Source organism: Vibrio atypicus (assembly GCF_009811315.1).
GTDB lineage: Bacteria > Pseudomonadota > Gammaproteobacteria > Enterobacterales > Vibrionaceae > Vibrio > Vibrio atypicus.
Genome location: NZ_BLID01000010.1, coordinates 67,543 through 85,241, shown reverse-complemented (window position 1 = coordinate 85,241; position 17,699 = coordinate 67,543). Strand labels below are relative to the sequence as shown.

Sequence of the window (17,699 nt, the reverse complement as noted above, 5' to 3'; positions counted from 1 at the left end):
GATGTATTTGGAACATTTTGGCTTTGAACAACCGCCATTTGGACTGACGCCCTCAACAGAGTTATTTCTCGGTTTAGGTCCTCATTATGAGGCGATCAGTACCGTTCACTCTGCCCTTGAATTCGGCGAAGGCCTAGTCAAGGTGATAGGTGAAGTGGGAACGGGTAAAACCATGGTCTGCCGCATGATGGTGAAATACTTTCCAGAGCATGTACAGCTGGTTTACTTACCTAACCCAGCAATGAATGGTGATGAATTAAGAGTTGCAGTTGCCGCAGAGTTAGGTATTGAAGAGCATCCTGCAAACACTTTGGTTGAGTTGATACAGAAGCGGTTAATTGAGTTAGCGAGAGAAGGGAAACAGGTCGTTGTATTTGTTGACGAAGCGCAAGCGTTACCTGATGACGCTCTCGAGGTCTTAAGATTGTTTGGTAATTTGGAAACAGAAGATCGAAAGCTACTGCATATTGTATTAATTGGGCAACCTGAGTTGGAACAGCGCTTACAGCAGCACCATTTACGTCAGCTTCGCCAGCGAATTACTTTTAGCGCTTATTTGCGGCCGCTAAAACTGGAAGAGGTGGTGGCTTATATTGATAATCGGCTGGAAAAATCGGGTAGCAATGAAGCCTTATTTTCATTCACTCAGAAAAAAGCGATTTGGCATGCAAGTCAAGGCATCCCTCGTTTGATTAACCAGATTGGTCACAAAGCGTTAGTGTCTGCGTGCAGTTACGATGAAGTGAAGGTAAGAAATTCACACCTATATGACGCCATTCATGATACTTATGATAGTTGTAAGCCTAGGTTTAAACGCCCAACATTTTGGGGATGGAGTAAGAAATGAGTGCAATTAACCAAGCCTTATCCGAATTAGCACGGAAGAAAGGGGGCAAGATTGCGGCGATTGAGCCCGTTAAGGTTAAGCCTGTAAAACAAAAACTAATCCTTCCTTGGGTCGTGGGTAGTTTTGGCTTAAGTTTGGCCGTTGGTGGCTGGGCTATTTCTTACCAATCTCCAACGTCTGAAGTAGCACCTGAAGCCATCATCCCAGTAGCAAATGACAGAGTGACCAGTGCAATATTAATTGCATCTCCCACGGCTAAAATGTCGAGTCAAAGCGGTGCAATATATCGCTCAGAACAAAATGCACCTGCAATTCAAGAAGCAATACATGATGAGAAAGTAATACAGGTTTCTTCTTCCGTTGTCGCAGAGCCTATTACTCAACCTGTTCAACTCATCGCAAAAGTAGCGACTAAAGAGAGTGCGAACCAAGCAGATATGGTGGTTGAGCAAGTAGAATTAACGGCAGGGCAGTTGTCAGATAAAGCGCAACAACAAGCGAAAAAAGCACTGGATAATAATAACCTCAAAGAAGCGCTGGACTACTATCATGAAGCGCTTAAGTACACGCCACAGAATGAAAAAGTACGTCAAACACTCGCAGCACTTTACTATGGTAAAGATGAAGTGCGCCGAGCTGTGGACCTATTGCAAAAAGGGATCAGCTTAGATAAAGAGAGTGTCGTATTACGTTTATCTCTTGCTAAATTATTAATGAAACAGAAGCAGGACGCGGCGGCGTTGAGTGCGCTTGCTGCAATACCTGAAAACGCAACGATAGAGTATTTATCCTTGCGAGGGGTATTAGCTCAAAAGGCAAATCAAGAAGCGATGGCTTTGAGCAGCTATCAACAGTTAGTGCAATTAGATCCTGATAGTGGTCGCTGGTGGCTGGGGCTTGCGATTCAACAAGAACGCGCTCTTGATTTTGACCAAGCGAAGAATTCTTACGAAAGTGCACTGAGAGGCTTTGGGTTATCAGGTCAGTCACAGCAGTTTATTCGTGATCGCTTGGCATTGATTGATCAGCTAGGGGAGCAAAACGGTGCAAATTAAGCTAAGGAAGCGTCTTGGTGACCTACTAGTTGAAGAAGGTATTGTCACTGATCTACAAGTAGAACAAGCACTCGCGGCGCAAAAAACAACGGGTCGAAAGCTCGGAGCCGCATTAATAGAATTGGGCTTCTTAACTGAGCACCAAATGCTGAGTTTTTTATCTCAGCAATTAGACATTCCTTTGATCGATTTAAGCCGAGCTAATGTTGACGTAGATGCAGTCCAGCTATTACCTGAAGTACATGCGCGACGCTTGAGAGCTTTGGTAATAGGGTGTCAGCAAGATACGCTGCGAATTGCGATGAGCGATCCTGCTGACCTATTTGCTCAAGAAGCTTTACTTGGACAATTGCCACAGTATGGCATTGAGTTTGTGATTGCTCCTGAGAAGCAACTCGTTGATGGGTTTGATCGATACTATCGTCGGACGAAAGAAATTGCTTCGTTTGCTGAGCAGCTTCAAGCAGAGCACCAAGTCACTGAAGCATTTGACTTTAGTATCGAAGGTGAAGATAGCGATGAAGTAACGGTTGTAAAACTGATTAACTCATTATTTGAAGATGCGATTCAAGTGGGGGCTTCTGATATTCATATCGAGCCCGATGCGAATGTATTGCGTTTAAGGCAGCGTATTGATGGGGTTTTACATGAAACTTTGCTCAATGAAGTGAACATTGCCCCTGCTTTAGTATTACGCCTTAAGTTAATGGCCAACCTAGATATCTCTGAAAAACGTTTGCCACAAGATGGACGTTTTAATATCAAGACGAAAGGTCAGTCGGTTGATATTCGTATGTCAACTATGCCGGTTCAGTATGGCGAATCTGTAGTGATGCGTCTTCTTAATCAATCATCAGGGGTACGTAAGCTTGATGAGTCAGGAATTCCTGCTCACCTGCTAGAGCGTCTTCGTCGTCAGCTCAAGAGACCTCATGGCATGATTTTGGTCACAGGTCCGACTGGTTCAGGTAAAACAACGACCTTGTATGGTGCACTGAGTGAGCTCAACGTACCGGGTAAAAAAATTATTACCGCAGAGGATCCTGTTGAATATCGCTTGCCTCGAGTCAATCAGGTTCAAGTTAACCCTAAGATCAACCTCGATTTCTCGACTGTGCTACGTACTTTTTTACGCCAAGATCCAGATATTATTTTGATTGGTGAGATGCGTGATCAAGAAACGGTAGAGATTGGTTTGCGTGCCGCGCTTACTGGTCACTTAGTGTTGAGTACACTCCATACTAATGATGCGGTTGACAGTGCCTTGCGGATGATGGATATGGGAGCGCCTGGTTATTTAGTGGCAAGTGCGGTTCGAGCTGTGATTGCCCAGCGGTTAGTTCGCAAAGTTTGCCCGGATTGCAAAACAGAAGACACAATCGAACAGGATCGTCATCAATGGCTAGCGCAGCGCTTCCCTAACCAAGTTGAGACAAAATTTGTCCGAGGAAGAGGTTGCCAGAACTGTAACTTAACAGGTTATCGTGGTCGTATCGGTGTGTTTGAAATGCTCGAGTTAGAAAACGACATGATGGATATGTTGAGAGCGAATGATGCTGTCGGCTTTTCTCGTGTTGCTCGTGAGTCTGAGATGTATAAACCGCTACTTGCTTCGGCAATGGAGCTTGCGATAGATGGGATTGTCAGCCTAGATGAAGTAATGGGATTAGGTGAAGGGGGCTCTTCTGGTGATGAAAGAGCTATCTATATTTAGGTCTTAAAATGACTATTTTTCATTATCAAGGTCGCAATTTAGATGGGAGTGCTGTTTCTGGTGAAATAGAGGCTGCAAACCAAGATGCGGCTGCTGAACAGCTAATGAGCAAAGGTGTTATTCCAGTTCAACTAAAGCAAGGCAAAGCTAAAGTGGGTTTAGACTTCGACCTGAAGCTTCTGTTTATACCTAATGTACCGTTAGAGATTTTGGTGATGTTTTGTCGCCAGTTGTTCAGTTTGACTAAAGCCGGTGTCCCGTTGCTGCGAGCAATGAAAGGCTTGACGTCAAACTGTACCAATAAACAGTTACAAACCGCTCTTGAAGAAGTTACCCAGGAGTTGACCAATGGTCGTAGTTTAGCGGGTGCAATGCAGATGCATCCGAATGTTTTTAGCTCACTGTTTGTTTCAATGATCAATGTTGGTGAGAACACCGGTCGTTTGGATCAAACTTTAATGCAATTAGCTAATTACTACGAGCAAGAGGTCGAAACTCGAAAGCGAATCAAAACCGCAATGCGTTACCCAACATTTGTGATTAGCTTTATTGTTGTGGCGCTGTTTATTCTCAATGTGAAGGTAATTCCTCAATTCTCGAGTATGTTTAGTCGCTTTGGTGTCGATCTGCCATTGCCAACTCGAATTCTGATTACCATGTCGGAGTTCTTTGTTAATTATTGGCTTGGAATGGTTGCAGCGATTGTTGGTGCTTTATTTGCTTTTAAAGCTTGGGTTAAAACGGCACCGGGGCGAGAAAAGTGGGACCGATTTAGACTTAAAATGCCCATTGTTGGTCCTCTTGTTAATCGAGCGCAATTGTCACGTTTTTCGCGGACTTTCGCACTTATGCTCAAAGCTGGTGTACCTCTTAACCAGTCACTCGCGTTGGCTGCAGAGTCATTGGGGAATCAGTTTTTAGAGAATCGTCTCATTGAAATGAAATCTTCGATTGAAGCCGGTGGAACGGTTTCCTCCGCAGCGATTAACAGTGGCATTTTTACTCCCTTAGTGATTCAAATGATTTCGGTTGGTGAGGAAACGGGCCGAATTGATGATCTATTGTTAGAAGTCGCAGACTTTTATGATCGAGAAGTAGACTATGATCTAAAAACACTGACCGCCAGAATTGAACCGATACTTTTGGTTGTTGTTGCCGGAATGGTGTTGATATTAGCTCTTGGTATCTTCCTGCCTATGTGGGGAATGTTGGATGCGATCAAAGGCTAATATAGCGACACAAATTCGAATTTCTCGCTTTACAGTTTGGTTGGTGGTTATTGTCATTCTCATTTTTAGTTTTGGTAGTGCTTGGCAAAATGTAGAGAGTGAAGCGGACGACAGCGCTTTTTTAGTCGCGAGTAAACGGATTATTGAACGCGCAAGTTTTTATAAGCAACAATGGTTATTGGACAAGCAGCCTTCAACACTCAATATAGATGCTCGTTTATTAAGATTATCTGAAAATGGCTGGCTGCTTCCTTTGGATCAAGACAATAAAGTGAATTGTCAGTTTTGGTTATCGGTGCTTTACCCTGAATATCGAATTTTAGACCGAAAACCAATAAAAAATACTAATCTCTCAGAGGGGTATTATTACCACTGTGATTATAATTATGGAGATAGCCGTCATCTAGTTATCGAACTGAACAATAAGCAGTTTTCTGCTAAAGTTGTTTTTGTGGCGGAGTAGTTTTTTTGACATTTTAATAATAGCTATATTGTTGAATGGTCGTATAATACGCTGTACTAATAAGTGGGTTAATTGTATATGGTAAGTAAACAGTCAGGCTTTTCGTTAGTCGAATTAGTGGTCGTTATTGTCGTTGTTGGCCTATTGGCGGTTGCAGCGTTACCACGATTTTTAGACGTGACTGATGAAGCAAAAAAAGCCAGTATTGAAGGTGTCGCAGGTGGTTATGCAACCGGTGTTTTGTCGGCTCGAGCACAGTGGGAAGCTGAAGCGCGTCCTTCAACAACCATTAATACCGAAAAGTACAACACAGTTGATTATGACGGTGTGGATTTCTGGTTAACTCGCTCAAAAGACAGCAATGATAGTGATACCGGGTTCAGAGATGGTTACCCTTACGCACTTAATGAAGATAACAGTAGTTATCCAACTAGCCTGACTGATCAGGCGTGTATTGATTTAATGAATAATTTGCTTCAAAACCCACCGAATGTAGACACAGTGGCGAATGCAGCAACTAATTCAAATATAAAATATTCAGCGCAAGCGGATAACGCAGCCTCAACTTGTACTTACATCCAGCAAGAAGGTGGTAGCGAACATCAGTTTGTGTATGAAATTGAAACTGGTCGTGTGACCGTAACGCTGCAGTAATCCTGCGACAACAACATAGAGAGATAAAAGCTATGAAAAGACAAGGCGGTTTCACCCTAATTGAACTAGTGGTGGTAATTGTTATTCTGGGTATTCTTGCCGTGACTGCTGCGCCAAGATTCTTAAATCTTCAATCAGATGCGCGCGCTTCTTCTCTGCAGGGCTTGAAAGGTGCGATGCAGGGAGCTGCAGGTATTGTCTATGGTAGTGCTGCCATTAATGGTCAAGAAGCGACAGAAACTGTAACAGCGGCATCAAGCGCTAGTAATGTTGCTCTTGTTTGGGGCTATCCTGCAGCTAGCGCTGATGGGATTGGTGGTGCGGTTGTCGGTTTGGCTGATAATGCTGAATGGCAAGTATCTGGAGGAGCAACTACGGCAGGTGCTTCGGTTCAATATACATTCTCTGGTGATACTCCTGACTGGGGTTGTGCGGTGACTTATACGGCACCAAGTGCTGAAGGTGACGCACCAACAGTTACAGCCCCTGATGCAGATGATTGTTAATTTTTAGAGGCCAGCCTCGCTGGCCTTTTATTTTCGTTATTTCGCTTTCCTTATAAATCCTTCTCAAAAATGCGATAAAGCGCCAACGTGGCGCTGATTCTCATTTATAATCAAACCAGTAAATATAAACACTTAGGTGGCGTATGGATGCCAAACTGGTTCGAGGTTTTACCTTAGTTGAGCTTATTGTCGTTATTTTGCTGTTAGCGATCATTTCTGCTTATGCAGCTAGCCGTTTTACTAGCCGTGATAGTATTGCTGCTCAGGTTATGCAGCAACAAGTTATCTCAATCGTGCGCCAGGTGCAGCTCAACCGAATGCATTCCAATGTTGAATTAAGTGCAGCCAACGCGACTAACAATTTCACGCTAGCTGTTTCGAGTAACTGTGTTGGGTCACAAGCTGCTTGCATTTCTCGTTCAGAGTCACGTAGTGACTGGGTTAGTTCTGACAATGTTTCTTTCTCTTCTCCTTCTTCCCCTATTCAGTTTGACCTTTTAGGTAACCCTCTTGGGAGTGCAGCTTCTGGCACAGTTATTACAGTGAGTTCTACAAGTCAAGATTGCTTGGTGAACATCAATGACCAAGGTTACGTTTTTTCTGGAGGGTGTTCATGAGAAAAAACACTGGGTTCACATTAATTGAAAGTGTCATTGTTATTGTAATAATGGGGCTTGCAATGGTTACGATTACTCAATTTTTAGTACCACAGATAGAGCGTTCTGCTAATCCTCACTACCAAACGCGGGCTGCCGCACTGGCTCAAAGTGTTATGTCGACCATGCTTGCTCGTGGTTTTGATGAGTACGGTGATTTTACGGGAGGTGATTTACGTTGCGGTGAGGGAATTGCAGTGGGCACCGCGCAACAGTTTTGTTCTGAAGCCGTTGATACAAACCCATTGGTCAATGAACTTGGAGACGATGGTGAAGCTATTCCAGATTACAATGATGTAGATGATTATATCGGCTGTTGGGAGCCTGACGGTGCAAATGGATGTAAAGATCTTAATTTACTTGTTGGGGATGGCAGCGGGAATACCACTTATCGTAACTTTCGATTAGATATTGATGTAACTTACCAAGAGGTCGATCTAATAAAGCATATTGTATTAACGGTGTCTGCCATCAATCAAATACCAATTGAGCTGCAAGCTTATAAAGGGAATTATTGATGAAACCTAGAGGATTTACACTGATTGAAATGGTGATGACTCTGATTGTCGGCAGTATTTTGGTGCTGGGAATCGCAGGCTTTGTCGATTTAGGTGCTAGGGGGTATAGCGATACAATCGAGCGCCAACGCATGCAAACTCAAGCTAAGTTTGTGTTGGAGAAAATGAGTCGAGAGATTCGCCATGCTGTCCCCAATATGTTTAGCAACGATTTAGTGACAGGGGCGAGTGACTGTATTTCATTTTATCCTATTGTGACGTCGGGGTTTTACGCCGTCTCCGGCGCTGATTTACAATTTGTTGTAGGCAGCAATGGGGTGACGACGAATGATATCGATTCATTTTCTTTGGTTATCAACCCAACAGAGGCATCTCCAAGTAACAATGTATTTCCGCTTAGCTCGGTCTCTAGCGCGAATAATGTATTTGTTTTGGCTGGTCAAGCCGCGAATCTGAACGGAAACTCTGTATCAAATCGTCACTACATCTATAACCCAGATGGAGAGGTGAGTTATTGTTTAGTCAATCAACAAGTTCATCGTTTGGTGAATCGAGTTAACTTAGCTCCGGTATCAGATAGTGGGGTAACCGGTAGTCTGAATTATACCCCTGCAACCGTGCAAAATAATGGCGTTGTACATATTAATCTAAACTTTACCAATGATGATGGCGATGAATCGACGAATTTCCGCCAAGATGTGCAGGTACTCAATGTCCCATAAAAAAACGCAAGTAGGCAGCTTATACATTGTGGTGATCTTTGTGCTGGTCATCATGGGGTTTCTTGCCTCAAGCCTTGGTCGTATTGAGTGGTCTAACAGTGACTCTCATGCTAAAGATGTCATGGGATTGCAGGCCTCTTTTCTTGCTCATTCGGCAAATGAGTTAGTGTTGCGAGATATCTACCCACCTAGAGCTGTACTGACGGATGTATTTGATGTGGCAGGATCTTGTAGCGCGGTAAATGGCACCACTCGCAATATACCTTCGGCTGTAAACTGTGAAGAGGTTGAAGTGAATTGCGAACCTCGTGGTGGCGTTTTGGCGGATGGGCGACAGATGTATGTTTTAAATTCCGTAGCGGTATGTGGGACTGGAATAAATGAGATGCGTCGTAGTCAAGAAGTGTGGTTGAGAGAGTAAGTATGAGTAAATATATTGGGTATCTATTGAGTTTGCTCTTGTGGTTTTTCACGTCTTCGCTTTGGGCTGCGACTTGTAATGTGCACGGCAACAAAGATTTTACGGCAAACTTTAAAGTGACAGGGAGCTTAAGCTATCAGCAGTTTAACTTAAAACAAGGTAACAATAACGTAACACTTTGGTACAACTTGTCAAAGCGTAACGGGAATCGTTATGTTTTTAATGAGCAGCAATTAGTTGTAGGAAGTGTTTATGATATTCGTATTACCAACGATGCTAGCAGTAATTTACTTCACTACTATCGAAAACTGAGTTCTTCTTCAACTTGGGAGTTAATCGATGTACAAACCAACAGTTTACGAAATGGGAACTTGTCTCAATCTGGCTCTAGCGGAGTAAGCAATGTTAGCTGTACGGAAAATGTTATAGTTAGTCCTCCGATTGCGAAAAGTTCAGCCTTATATGAATTTGGCGTAAAACAGTGTGATTCAATGCCGTGTACTATCGACTTTGACCAAAGTTATAGTTACACGCCGTTGGTGTTTGTCATGCCAACCATTAAAACAAATAGTCCTGATAAAGATGCTCCAGCGCGGCTCTATATTACTTCGACTCTCTCTCCCTCTTCGACAAGTGTGACGATTAATCAACATAGTCGACCTGAGCTAAGTAGTAATTTTTCAACGAAACAGATGACCTCCATCAGCTATTTGATTATGGAGCCAGGTGTTGCATCGGTTGGTGGGCATGAGGTGGTCGCGGGTTATCTCAATAGTGCCAAATACTATGCTAAGAGTGGAGGAAATACAGGCAGTGACCAAGCCTATTTTTCTCAGTTTGGCGGTACCACTTATAGCTCGAACCCTGTCGTCCTCCACCAAATTCAAACCAATAATAATGGTGGTCGCTGGATGACTTCTGGTCGACTTTGGGAGTCGAATGGGACGCGCCGTAGTGAAAGGATTAAATTATTTTTAGAACTGTCGGCTTCTCGAAATTTTAGTTACACCTACCAGCAAGAGAAGATTGCCTTTATTGCTACTCGCCCATCGTCTCGATTGGAATTGGATGATTACTTTGTTCAATTCATCAACAATGTTAAATCTGTCAGTCAGACTGGAACCGACCCGATGGCTGATGGTTGTGATGATAGATTTTTTTCCACCAGTTTATCGCGCATTGATGGCGTGATTATGAGAAAACAAGAGCGTGCGGGTGCGCATGGTGGTTGGCTAAGACGCTGTGATATAAAAACGAACCGAGTCAGCGCTGTTGTTGATGAAGATTTTCGAGATAGAACACACATTGAAGAGCGGATAGGCTTTATGGCGTTTGAGGCTAAGCCTAAGGTCGGCAGCTGTGAGTATTTCCCAACGGCATTACAAACTAATAGCTACTTCAATGGGTTGCCATTTGCAAGTGATGTGTCATTGAGTGGTTCTCGCAACAAGCTTTATCTTGAGAGTCGGGCCCCTGTCTCATTTAATATTATGACGGCAATCTCGACCAGTGGATGTGTTTATGGTGGTGGTAGTACTCCGGAGTCATGCCTGTTCAATGGCTCGATTACCTATCCTAATTTTCCACCAGCACTACCTACGTTCCAAGATGGCACTGCCGTGGTCAATTGTACTAATGCGTGTAACCAGACGATAACTCCAGGCTCCTATCATTCGATTACGGTTGGCAGTGGCAGTAGTGCCGTAACTTTGCAGCCAGGAGTTTATTGGGTTGATACTTTAGTTATGGATGCGGATGATGCTCAGCTAAAAGTTAACGGGCAGGTCATTCTCCATTACCGAGATCTTTCGATTGATGGTCATAGAGTTAAGTTCAACTCTGGAGGCGATTTCAAAGAGCTCTTTCTAATTGGCCATGGTTCTCGAGCTAATATATCGATTCTAAAAAATGACGTAGAGATCGTGGGTAACTTATACATTGATGACAGTACTCAAGCGTCGCAGCACTTAACGGTTATAGGTGCTCGTATGCGTTTTGAAGGTGCGATGAGTTTGCAGCGCTTGCTCAGTACTGGTAACGACAATGATTTTGTCGCTAGAGTGCCAGATTCGTGTTCTCCACCTACCGATGACTATCAACTTACGGTTTCGCCAACCACTGATATTGGCTTAATGTGCGGAACGGATTTACCGACCTTCACGATCAATACAACCAATTTATCGTCACCGATCTCCACTGGAGTAACAGTTGAGATGTATCGTAATTCGGTTGGAGACGCATCTTATCTGCAAGCATCTGTCGCTGGAGGCATTGGATCCGGTTCTGGAAATAGCTTTACTACAGATGCGAATGGGCAGTTGAAATTGGCGATATCATCGACCAATCCAAGTGCGACTATCTTGGATACGCCTTACAACTTACGAGTCGAAATGACAGCCGATAGCGCGCAAACAGCGGTGCGAACTTATAAGTTCTTACCTTTTAAATTTTCGGTTGCGGATGCCGTCTCAATTGCTGGTAAAGAAACGAGTATTACTGCGAAAGTTCTCGCTTGTGATGTGAACAATTCACCGATCATTGCACAGAGCTATACAGGGACACCGGCAGTCAGCCACCAAGTGATAACTCCAACGGTGGCTGAAGGTGGCATTGATGGCACGTTAGCATATAGCCCACAATTTTCATCTTCTGAACAAGGGCAGACTATCGATGATTTAGTGATTGATGAGTCTGGTCAATTTAGTGTGACGCTAACGGATAACCGATTCGACTGTACTGGACTGAGCGGCTGTCCTATCGATGGCAATGCACAGTTAACGGGCAGTTTTACCCTTGAAGTGAGACCTTGGAAAATTGCGCTATGTGATATTCATGAAGCTGGCAATAGTTCTAACTTGAACCCTGCAACAACGACAGAGAGCCAAGGTTTTATGCGATCAGGAGGGAATTTTAATGTCACTTATCGGCCAATTGTTTACAGTAACTCGCCGAGCGATGAATGTGCGTTAGCGATTACTGATAACTATGCAAAAGATGGTGGCCCTCTTAATGTGCAGTATGCATTAAGCTATCCCACTGGTGGTGATTTAGGAATGGTTACACCCGTTTCAGTCTCGGCATTTGATGGCACCAGTTCAACTAAAGAAGTAACGCATACGTGGGATGAAGTCGGCTCGCTGAATTTCACGACGAGTGCGATTTATCTTGGAATGAACTTAGATGAAGATGATCAAGTCATAGGACGCTTTTATCCTGCTCATTTTGAAATGAAGACACTGGCTGAACAGTGGCAATATGCGACAGGACACAATGGATTCGCTTATATGAGCCAACCAATTAGCCATGAATTTACGGTTGAAGCGCAAAATAGCGATGACGTTCCAACAAGTAACTATGGTTTGTTTTCTGATGGGCTGATTGCTGATCTAAAATACTTAGCTAAGCAAACTTCTGGTACGTCGCTATTTAACCGAGTTATGGCGACCTCTAACTGGAATAGTGGCGAGTGGGGAACTAAGAACGATTGGAACCTTGCTAAAAATGGCTCAGTTAATACTGCCCAATTAGAACTTTCCTTCAATGATTTTAGATTTGAAAAGCAGACCATTCCTCATTCTTCTGGACGCTATACAACTGAGCCTGATGGACCGTTTGACTCGTCCAATGCAGAGTTTGGTCTAGAGATTGAAAATGCGGTAGATGGGGTTCAGTTTAAAGTGGTAAGCGGAGTGGTGACTTCGCTGGTTAACCAAGTGGGATTCTCTACGCAGCCTGATTTTCGTTATGGTCGAATGCACTTGTTTGATGGTGGGACCATCACGGGTCAAAATGCGCTAACTATCCCATTGCGACTAGAGTTTTGGGATCAAACCCGTTTTGTGACCAATACGGATGACAGCGCTAGTACATTTGATGCTGACGATTATTGTACGCAAGTGATTTGGCGTACTGACAGTCAAACTCAAAGTGATGTGACAATGAGTGGGCAGGGAGCAGTTACTTCTGGCGTTTCTTCTGATCTGCAAATTGATCACAATAACTCTACGAATGAACTGCGTGAGCAAGTGCGTGCTTGGGTGCGTGTTAATCCAACACCACCGATAGCATTGAGTGGTGAACAAGCGGTTCAATGCAGTAGTGATGGAGCGATCAATGATCAGAGTTGGTTGCGATTCAATTGGCGTAATAATGGCGATGAAGATCCTTCAGCAGTGGTCACTTTTGGAATTTACCGTGGCAACGATAGGGTTATTTTCCGAGGCGAGCCGGGCTTGATCGGTCAGTAAATTTTGTCATTTATCCGCCTATCGTTAGGAATCTGTTAGAAATTGCGGGTTTCAGCCCATGTTTACACTTCAATGCCTTGCTGTAGCGGCAAGGCATTGGTACATTTAGTGCAATTTTCTATCTTATAATTCTTTCAGGACGAGCGAAGAATATGTTCAAAAAACTTCGTGGCATATTTTCAAATGACCTATCTATCGATTTAGGTACTGCCAACACTCTTATTTACGTTAAAGGACAGGGCATTGTCCTAGACGAGCCTTCCGTTGTTGCTATCCGTCAAGACCGCAACCGTGCGGGCAAAAGCGTGGCTGCTGTAGGTCATGCAGCAAAACAGATGCTAGGCCGTACTCCGGGCAACATCTCTGCAATCCGTCCAATGAAAGATGGTGTTATTGCCGATTTCTACGTGACAGAAAAAATGCTTCAGCACTTCATTAAACAGGTGCATGACAACAGCGTATTAAAACCAAGCCCACGTGTTCTAGTGTGTGTACCATGCGGCTCTACACAAGTTGAACGCCGTGCGATTCGTGAGTCGGCATTAGGCGCAGGTGCTCGTGAAGTTTACCTTATTGATGAGCCTATGGCGGCAGCAATTGGTGCTGGCCTACGCGTATCTGAACCAACCGGCTCTATGGTGGTCGATATTGGTGGTGGTACGACTGAAGTTGCTGTTATCTCGTTAAATGGCGTGGTTTATTCTTCTTCCGTACGTATTGGCGGTGATCGCTTTGACGAAGCAATCATCAACTATGTTCGTCGTAACTACGGCAGCTTGATTGGTGAAGCGACAGCAGAAAAGATCAAACATGAAATCGGCTCTGCTTATCCTGGCGATGAAGTAGAAGAGATTGAAGTGCGTGGTCGTAACTTAGCAGAAGGTGTGCCTCGTAGCTTTAGCCTAAACTCAAATGAAATTCTAGAAGCGCTGCAAGAGCCTCTGACAGGTATTGTTTCTGCTGTTATGGTTGCACTAGAGCAGTGTCCACCTGAACTTGCGTCAGATATCTCTGAAAACGGTATGGTATTGACGGGTGGTGGTGCACTACTGAAAGACTTGGATCGTTTACTAACCGAAGAGACCGGTATCCCAGTCGTTATCGCTGAAGACCCACTGACATGTGTAGCTCGTGGTGGTGGTAAGGCTCTAGAGATGATCGACATGCATGGTGGCGATCTGTTTAGCGAAGAATAATCGTAATACCTAGCGAGTAAGCTAGGGTTTAGAAATAAGGAACTCATACTCAATGAAGCCTATTTTTGGCCGAGGACCTTCACTTCAATTACGTCTGTTTTTTGCCGTTATTTTATCAGCCAGCCTTATGCTGGCTGATAGTCGTTTAGGTGCTTTTGCTCAAGTACGCTACTTTCTTAACAGCATGGTGGCACCCATTCAGTACTTGGCTGATGTCCCTCGCGTGATGTTTGATGGAGCTTACGAACGTTTAAATGTTCGTCAAAACTTCATGGAAAGCAATTACAACCTAAAACGAGAAGTCCTGCGTCTTAAAAACGACTTACTTCTTCTTGATCAGTATCGAGAAGAGAACCAACGCCTGCGTAAATTGCTTGGCTCCTCATTTGTTCGTGATGAGCGAAAAGTGGTGACTGAAGTGATGGCAGTGGATACATCACCTTATCGTCATCAAGTTGTGATTGATAAAGGCCAGATTGATGGTGTTTACGTTGGCCAACCGGTCGCAAACGAAAAAGGCATTGTAGGCCAAGTTACGTTTGTGTCTGCTCATAACAGTCGTGTTCTACTGCTCACTGATGGCTTAAGTGCAATTCCAGTCCAGGTAATCCGTAACGATATTCGCGTAATTGCGTCGGGTACTGGCAATATGGAGCGGATCAATCTCGATCACATTCCAATCAGTCTTGATATTCAAGAAGGCGACCTGCTACTCACATCGGGTTTAGGTGGTGTGTACCCTGAGGGTTATCCAGTAGCACATGTAGCAAATGTTGAGCGAGATAATGCGCGTGAGTTTGCGTTAATTGAAGCGGAACCAGTGGTTGATTTTGAGCGCTTGCGCTACTTATTGCTTATCTGGCCAAGTGATTCTCGTCAAGAGAAGATCCAACAAGCCGCTCCAGAAAATATGCAAGAGGAAGTAACGGATGGCAAATAGCATCTTTAGAGGGCGCTTAGTGATCCTATGCTCATTCTTGATCGCTTTAACCTTACAAACGATACCTTGGCCTGGCACATTAGATTTGATTCGTCCTTCTTGGTTGCTATTGGTGACATGTTATTGGGTATTGGCGCTTCCTCATCGTGTTAACGTAGGGACAGCTTTGATCCTTGGTTTACTGTGGGATCTCTTGCTGGGCTCTACGTTAGGTATCCGTGGCATGATGATGTCCGTGGTTATTTATATCGCGGCACTGAACTTCTTAGTCATTCGCAATATGGCCTTATGGCAGCAAGCGATTCTCATCGGTTTACTGTCTATGCTATTGGATGTATTGATCTTTTTTGGTGAATACTTAGTGCAAGATGTGACGTTTAATCCGGTCTCTCTTTGGAGTGGCTTGATTAACTGCATCTTATGGCCTTGGATGTTCCTATTAATGCGTCGCAGTAGACGCCACTGGCATGTGAGATAATCATGGAAAAAGCACTGGTATTAGCGTCGGGTTCTCCTCGTCGCAAGGAGTTGCTATCGCAATTGAGCTACCCGTTTACTATTTTAGTGACAGATGTCGAGGAGTCACGTCAGCCTAACGAAGGGCCGACTGAGTATGTCACTCGCTTGTCGTTAGATAAAGCGCGTGCAGCTCTGGTAGAAAAGCCTGAGTCGATTGTGATTGGCTCTGACACTATTGTGGTCTGTGATCAACAAGTGCTAGAAAAACCACAAGATTTAGCTCATGCTAAACAAATGCTTATGATGCTCTCAGGAAGAGAGCATCAAGTTATGACCGCGGTATCGGTGATAACGGCAAACAAACAAGAAACGGTCGTTGTGTCGACCGACGTATGGTTTAAAACCTTGTCAGAAAATGAAGTAGAACAATATTGGCAATCAGGTGAGCCGTGCGATAAAGCTGGTAGTTATGGTATCCAAGGAATTGGTGGACGTTTTGTGACTCGAATTGAAGGCAGTTATCACGCTGTTGTCGGGTTACCATTATTCGAAACTGACCAGCTACTGCAAAAATTTTTATAATTTAATTTGAGGTGCGCTCATGAGTGCAGAGTTGCTGATCAACGTGACCCCGAGTGAAACTCGTGTGGCCATGATTGAGGGGGGAACCCTACAAGAGATTCATGTAGAACGTGAAGCAAAACGCGGTATCGTAGGGAACATATACAAAGGCAAAGTAAGTCGAGTCTTGCCAGGTATGCAAGCTGCGTTTGTTGATATCGGCTTAGAGAAAGCGGCATTTCTTCATGCTTCTGATATTGTTCCGCACACAGAATGTGTCGCTGAAAACGAAAAACAACAATTCCAAGTTCGTGATATTTCTGAGTTGGTTCGCCAAGGTCAGGATATTGTTGTTCAAGTGGTTAAAGATCCGCTTGGTACAAAAGGTGCTCGCCTAACTACTGATATTACCCTCCCATCACGCTACTTGGTCTTTATGCCGGGGGCCAGCCATGTGGGGGTTTCTCAACGTATTGAAAGCGAAGATGAGCGTAACCGTTTAAAAAAGGTTGTTGGTCATTACTGCGATGAAAATGGCGGCTTTATCATTCGAACCGCAGCGGAAGGTGCTCTAGATAAAGAGCTCGCTCAAGATGCGGCCTTTTTGAAACGATTGTGGTCTAAAGTCACAGAACGTCGTGGTAAATATAAAACCCGTTCTAGCTTGTACGGAGAGCTAGGTTTATCGCAGCGCATCTTACGTGACTTTGTCGGAACTGAGCTAACCAAGATACTGGTTGATTCGCGTCTCGAGTATGAAAACCTTAAAGAGTTTACGTCTGAATACGTGCCTGAGCTGACCGATAAGCTTGAGTTGTATGAAGGTGACAAGCCTATTTTTGACATGTACGACACTGAGAATGAAATTCAACGTTCTCTTGAGCGTAAAGTTGAGCTTAAGTCTGGCGGCTATCTCATTATCGATCAGACAGAAGCGATGACCACTGTCGATATTAATACTGGCGCCTTTGTCGGTCGCCGTAACCTTGAAGAAACCATCTTCAATACCAATGTTGAAGCGACTCAAGCGATTGCTCGACAGCTTCGACTACGTAATCTTGGTGGAATCATTATTATTGATTTCATTGACATGGCGTCTGATGAGCATCGTAAGCGAGTACTAACCTCGCTTGAAGCTGCACTAGATAAGGATCGAGTGAAGACTAATATAAATGGCTTTACTCAGCTTGGTTTAGTGGAAATGACACGCAAGCGCACTCGAGAAAGTATTGAACATATTCTTTGTTCTACGTGTCCTACTTGTGAAGGGCGCGGTAGTGTGAAAACTGTCGAGACAGTCTGTTATGAGATTCTGCGCGAAATTACTCGAGTGAATCGAGCGTACGATGCAGATAAGTTCGTGGTTTATGCTTCTCCAGCCGTTGCCGATACTCTGCAAGGTGAAGAATCTCATGCCTTGGCGGAGCTAGAAGTATTTATTGGTAAACAAGTGAAGATTCAAGCTGAACCTCTGTATATTCAAGAACAGTTTGATGTCGTTATGATGTAAA

General features: G+C 44.0%; 17 protein-coding genes. All 17 read left to right on the top strand.

The features are described 5' to 3' along the window. The first annotated feature begins 1 nt into the window (after position 1). The 17 genes from GVO60_RS18875 (at position 2) to rng (ending at position 17,698) form a co-directional block, all read left to right on the top strand. Complete coding sequence (locus tag GVO60_RS18875) at positions 2-847, top strand: ExeA family protein (RefSeq protein WP_159656851.1); 846 nt, start codon at positions 2-4, stop codon at positions 845-847. Continuing rightward, positions 844-1,902: a tetratricopeptide repeat protein gene (locus tag GVO60_RS18870; RefSeq protein ID WP_159656849.1), complete on the top strand. Its 1,059-nt coding sequence runs from the start codon at positions 844-846 to the stop codon at positions 1,900-1,902. The genes GVO60_RS18875 and GVO60_RS18870 overlap by 4 nt, the downstream gene beginning before the upstream one ends. After that, complete coding sequence (mshE, locus tag GVO60_RS18865) at positions 1,892-3,616, top strand: MSHA fimbrial ATPase MshE (RefSeq protein ID WP_159656847.1); 1,725 nt, start codon at positions 1,892-1,894, stop codon at positions 3,614-3,616. Before GVO60_RS18870 ends, mshE begins: the two co-directional genes overlap by 11 nt. 8 nt (positions 3,617-3,624) lie before the next feature. Next, on the top strand, positions 3,625-4,845 hold the full coding sequence (locus tag GVO60_RS18860) for a type II secretion system F family protein (RefSeq protein ID WP_159656845.1): 1,221 nt from the start codon (positions 3,625-3,627) through the stop codon (positions 4,843-4,845). A gap of 43 nt (positions 4,846-4,888) precedes the next feature. Further along, the gene (locus GVO60_RS18855) at positions 4,889-5,308 is read left to right on the top strand and encodes an MSHA biogenesis protein MshF (RefSeq protein WP_225874948.1); all 420 of its coding nucleotides are present in this window, start codon (positions 4,889-4,891) and stop codon (positions 5,306-5,308) included. Positions 5,309-5,386: 78 nt separating this feature from the next. Next, positions 5,387-5,962, top strand: coding sequence for a prepilin-type N-terminal cleavage/methylation domain-containing protein (locus tag GVO60_RS18850; RefSeq protein WP_159656841.1), 576 nt, complete (start codon positions 5,387-5,389; stop codon positions 5,960-5,962). 32 nt (positions 5,963-5,994) lie between these two features. Further along, the gene (locus tag GVO60_RS18845) at positions 5,995-6,468 is read left to right on the top strand and encodes a type II secretion system protein (protein ID WP_159656839.1); all 474 of its coding nucleotides are present in this window, start codon (positions 5,995-5,997) and stop codon (positions 6,466-6,468) included. A gap of 143 nt (positions 6,469-6,611) precedes the next feature. Beyond that, positions 6,612-7,085, top strand: coding sequence for a type II secretion system protein (locus GVO60_RS18840; RefSeq protein WP_159656837.1), 474 nt, complete (start codon positions 6,612-6,614; stop codon positions 7,083-7,085). Continuing rightward, on the top strand, positions 7,082-7,642 hold the full coding sequence (locus tag GVO60_RS18835; RefSeq protein WP_159656835.1) for a type II secretion system protein: 561 nt from the start codon (positions 7,082-7,084) through the stop codon (positions 7,640-7,642). The genes GVO60_RS18840 and GVO60_RS18835 overlap by 4 nt, the downstream gene beginning before the upstream one ends. Further along, positions 7,642-8,364 (top strand): PulJ/GspJ family protein, encoded by a 723-nt coding sequence (locus GVO60_RS18830; protein ID WP_159656833.1) that lies wholly within the window; start codon positions 7,642-7,644, stop codon positions 8,362-8,364. The genes GVO60_RS18835 and GVO60_RS18830 overlap by 1 nt, the downstream gene beginning before the upstream one ends. Next, positions 8,354-8,785 (top strand): MSHA biogenesis protein MshP, encoded by a 432-nt coding sequence (locus GVO60_RS18825; protein ID WP_159656831.1) that lies wholly within the window; start codon positions 8,354-8,356, stop codon positions 8,783-8,785. Before GVO60_RS18830 ends, GVO60_RS18825 begins: the two co-directional genes overlap by 11 nt. 2 nt (positions 8,786-8,787) lie before the next feature. After that, the gene (locus tag GVO60_RS18820; protein WP_225874947.1) at positions 8,788-13,032 is read left to right on the top strand and encodes a DUF6701 domain-containing protein; all 4,245 of its coding nucleotides are present in this window, start codon (positions 8,788-8,790) and stop codon (positions 13,030-13,032) included. A gap of 152 nt (positions 13,033-13,184) precedes the next feature. Continuing rightward, entirely contained in the window at positions 13,185-14,228 is a 1,044-nt protein-coding gene (locus GVO60_RS18815) for a rod shape-determining protein (RefSeq protein ID WP_004747218.1), read from the top strand. A 52-nt stretch (positions 14,229-14,280) separates the two neighbouring features. After that, positions 14,281-15,168 (top strand): rod shape-determining protein MreC, encoded by an 888-nt coding sequence (gene mreC / locus GVO60_RS18810; protein ID WP_159656829.1) that lies wholly within the window; start codon positions 14,281-14,283, stop codon positions 15,166-15,168. Continuing rightward, complete coding sequence (mreD, locus tag GVO60_RS18805; protein ID WP_159656827.1) at positions 15,158-15,646, top strand: rod shape-determining protein MreD; 489 nt, start codon at positions 15,158-15,160, stop codon at positions 15,644-15,646. The genes mreC and mreD overlap by 11 nt, the downstream gene beginning before the upstream one ends. Positions 15,647-15,648: 2 nt before the next feature. Then, positions 15,649-16,209: a Maf family protein gene (locus tag GVO60_RS18800; RefSeq protein ID WP_159656825.1), complete on the top strand. Its 561-nt coding sequence runs from the start codon at positions 15,649-15,651 to the stop codon at positions 16,207-16,209. 19 nt (positions 16,210-16,228) lie between these two features. Next, entirely contained in the window at positions 16,229-17,698 is a 1,470-nt protein-coding gene (rng, locus tag GVO60_RS18795) for a ribonuclease G (protein ID WP_159656823.1), read from the top strand. Position 17,699 lies beyond the last annotated feature (1 nt).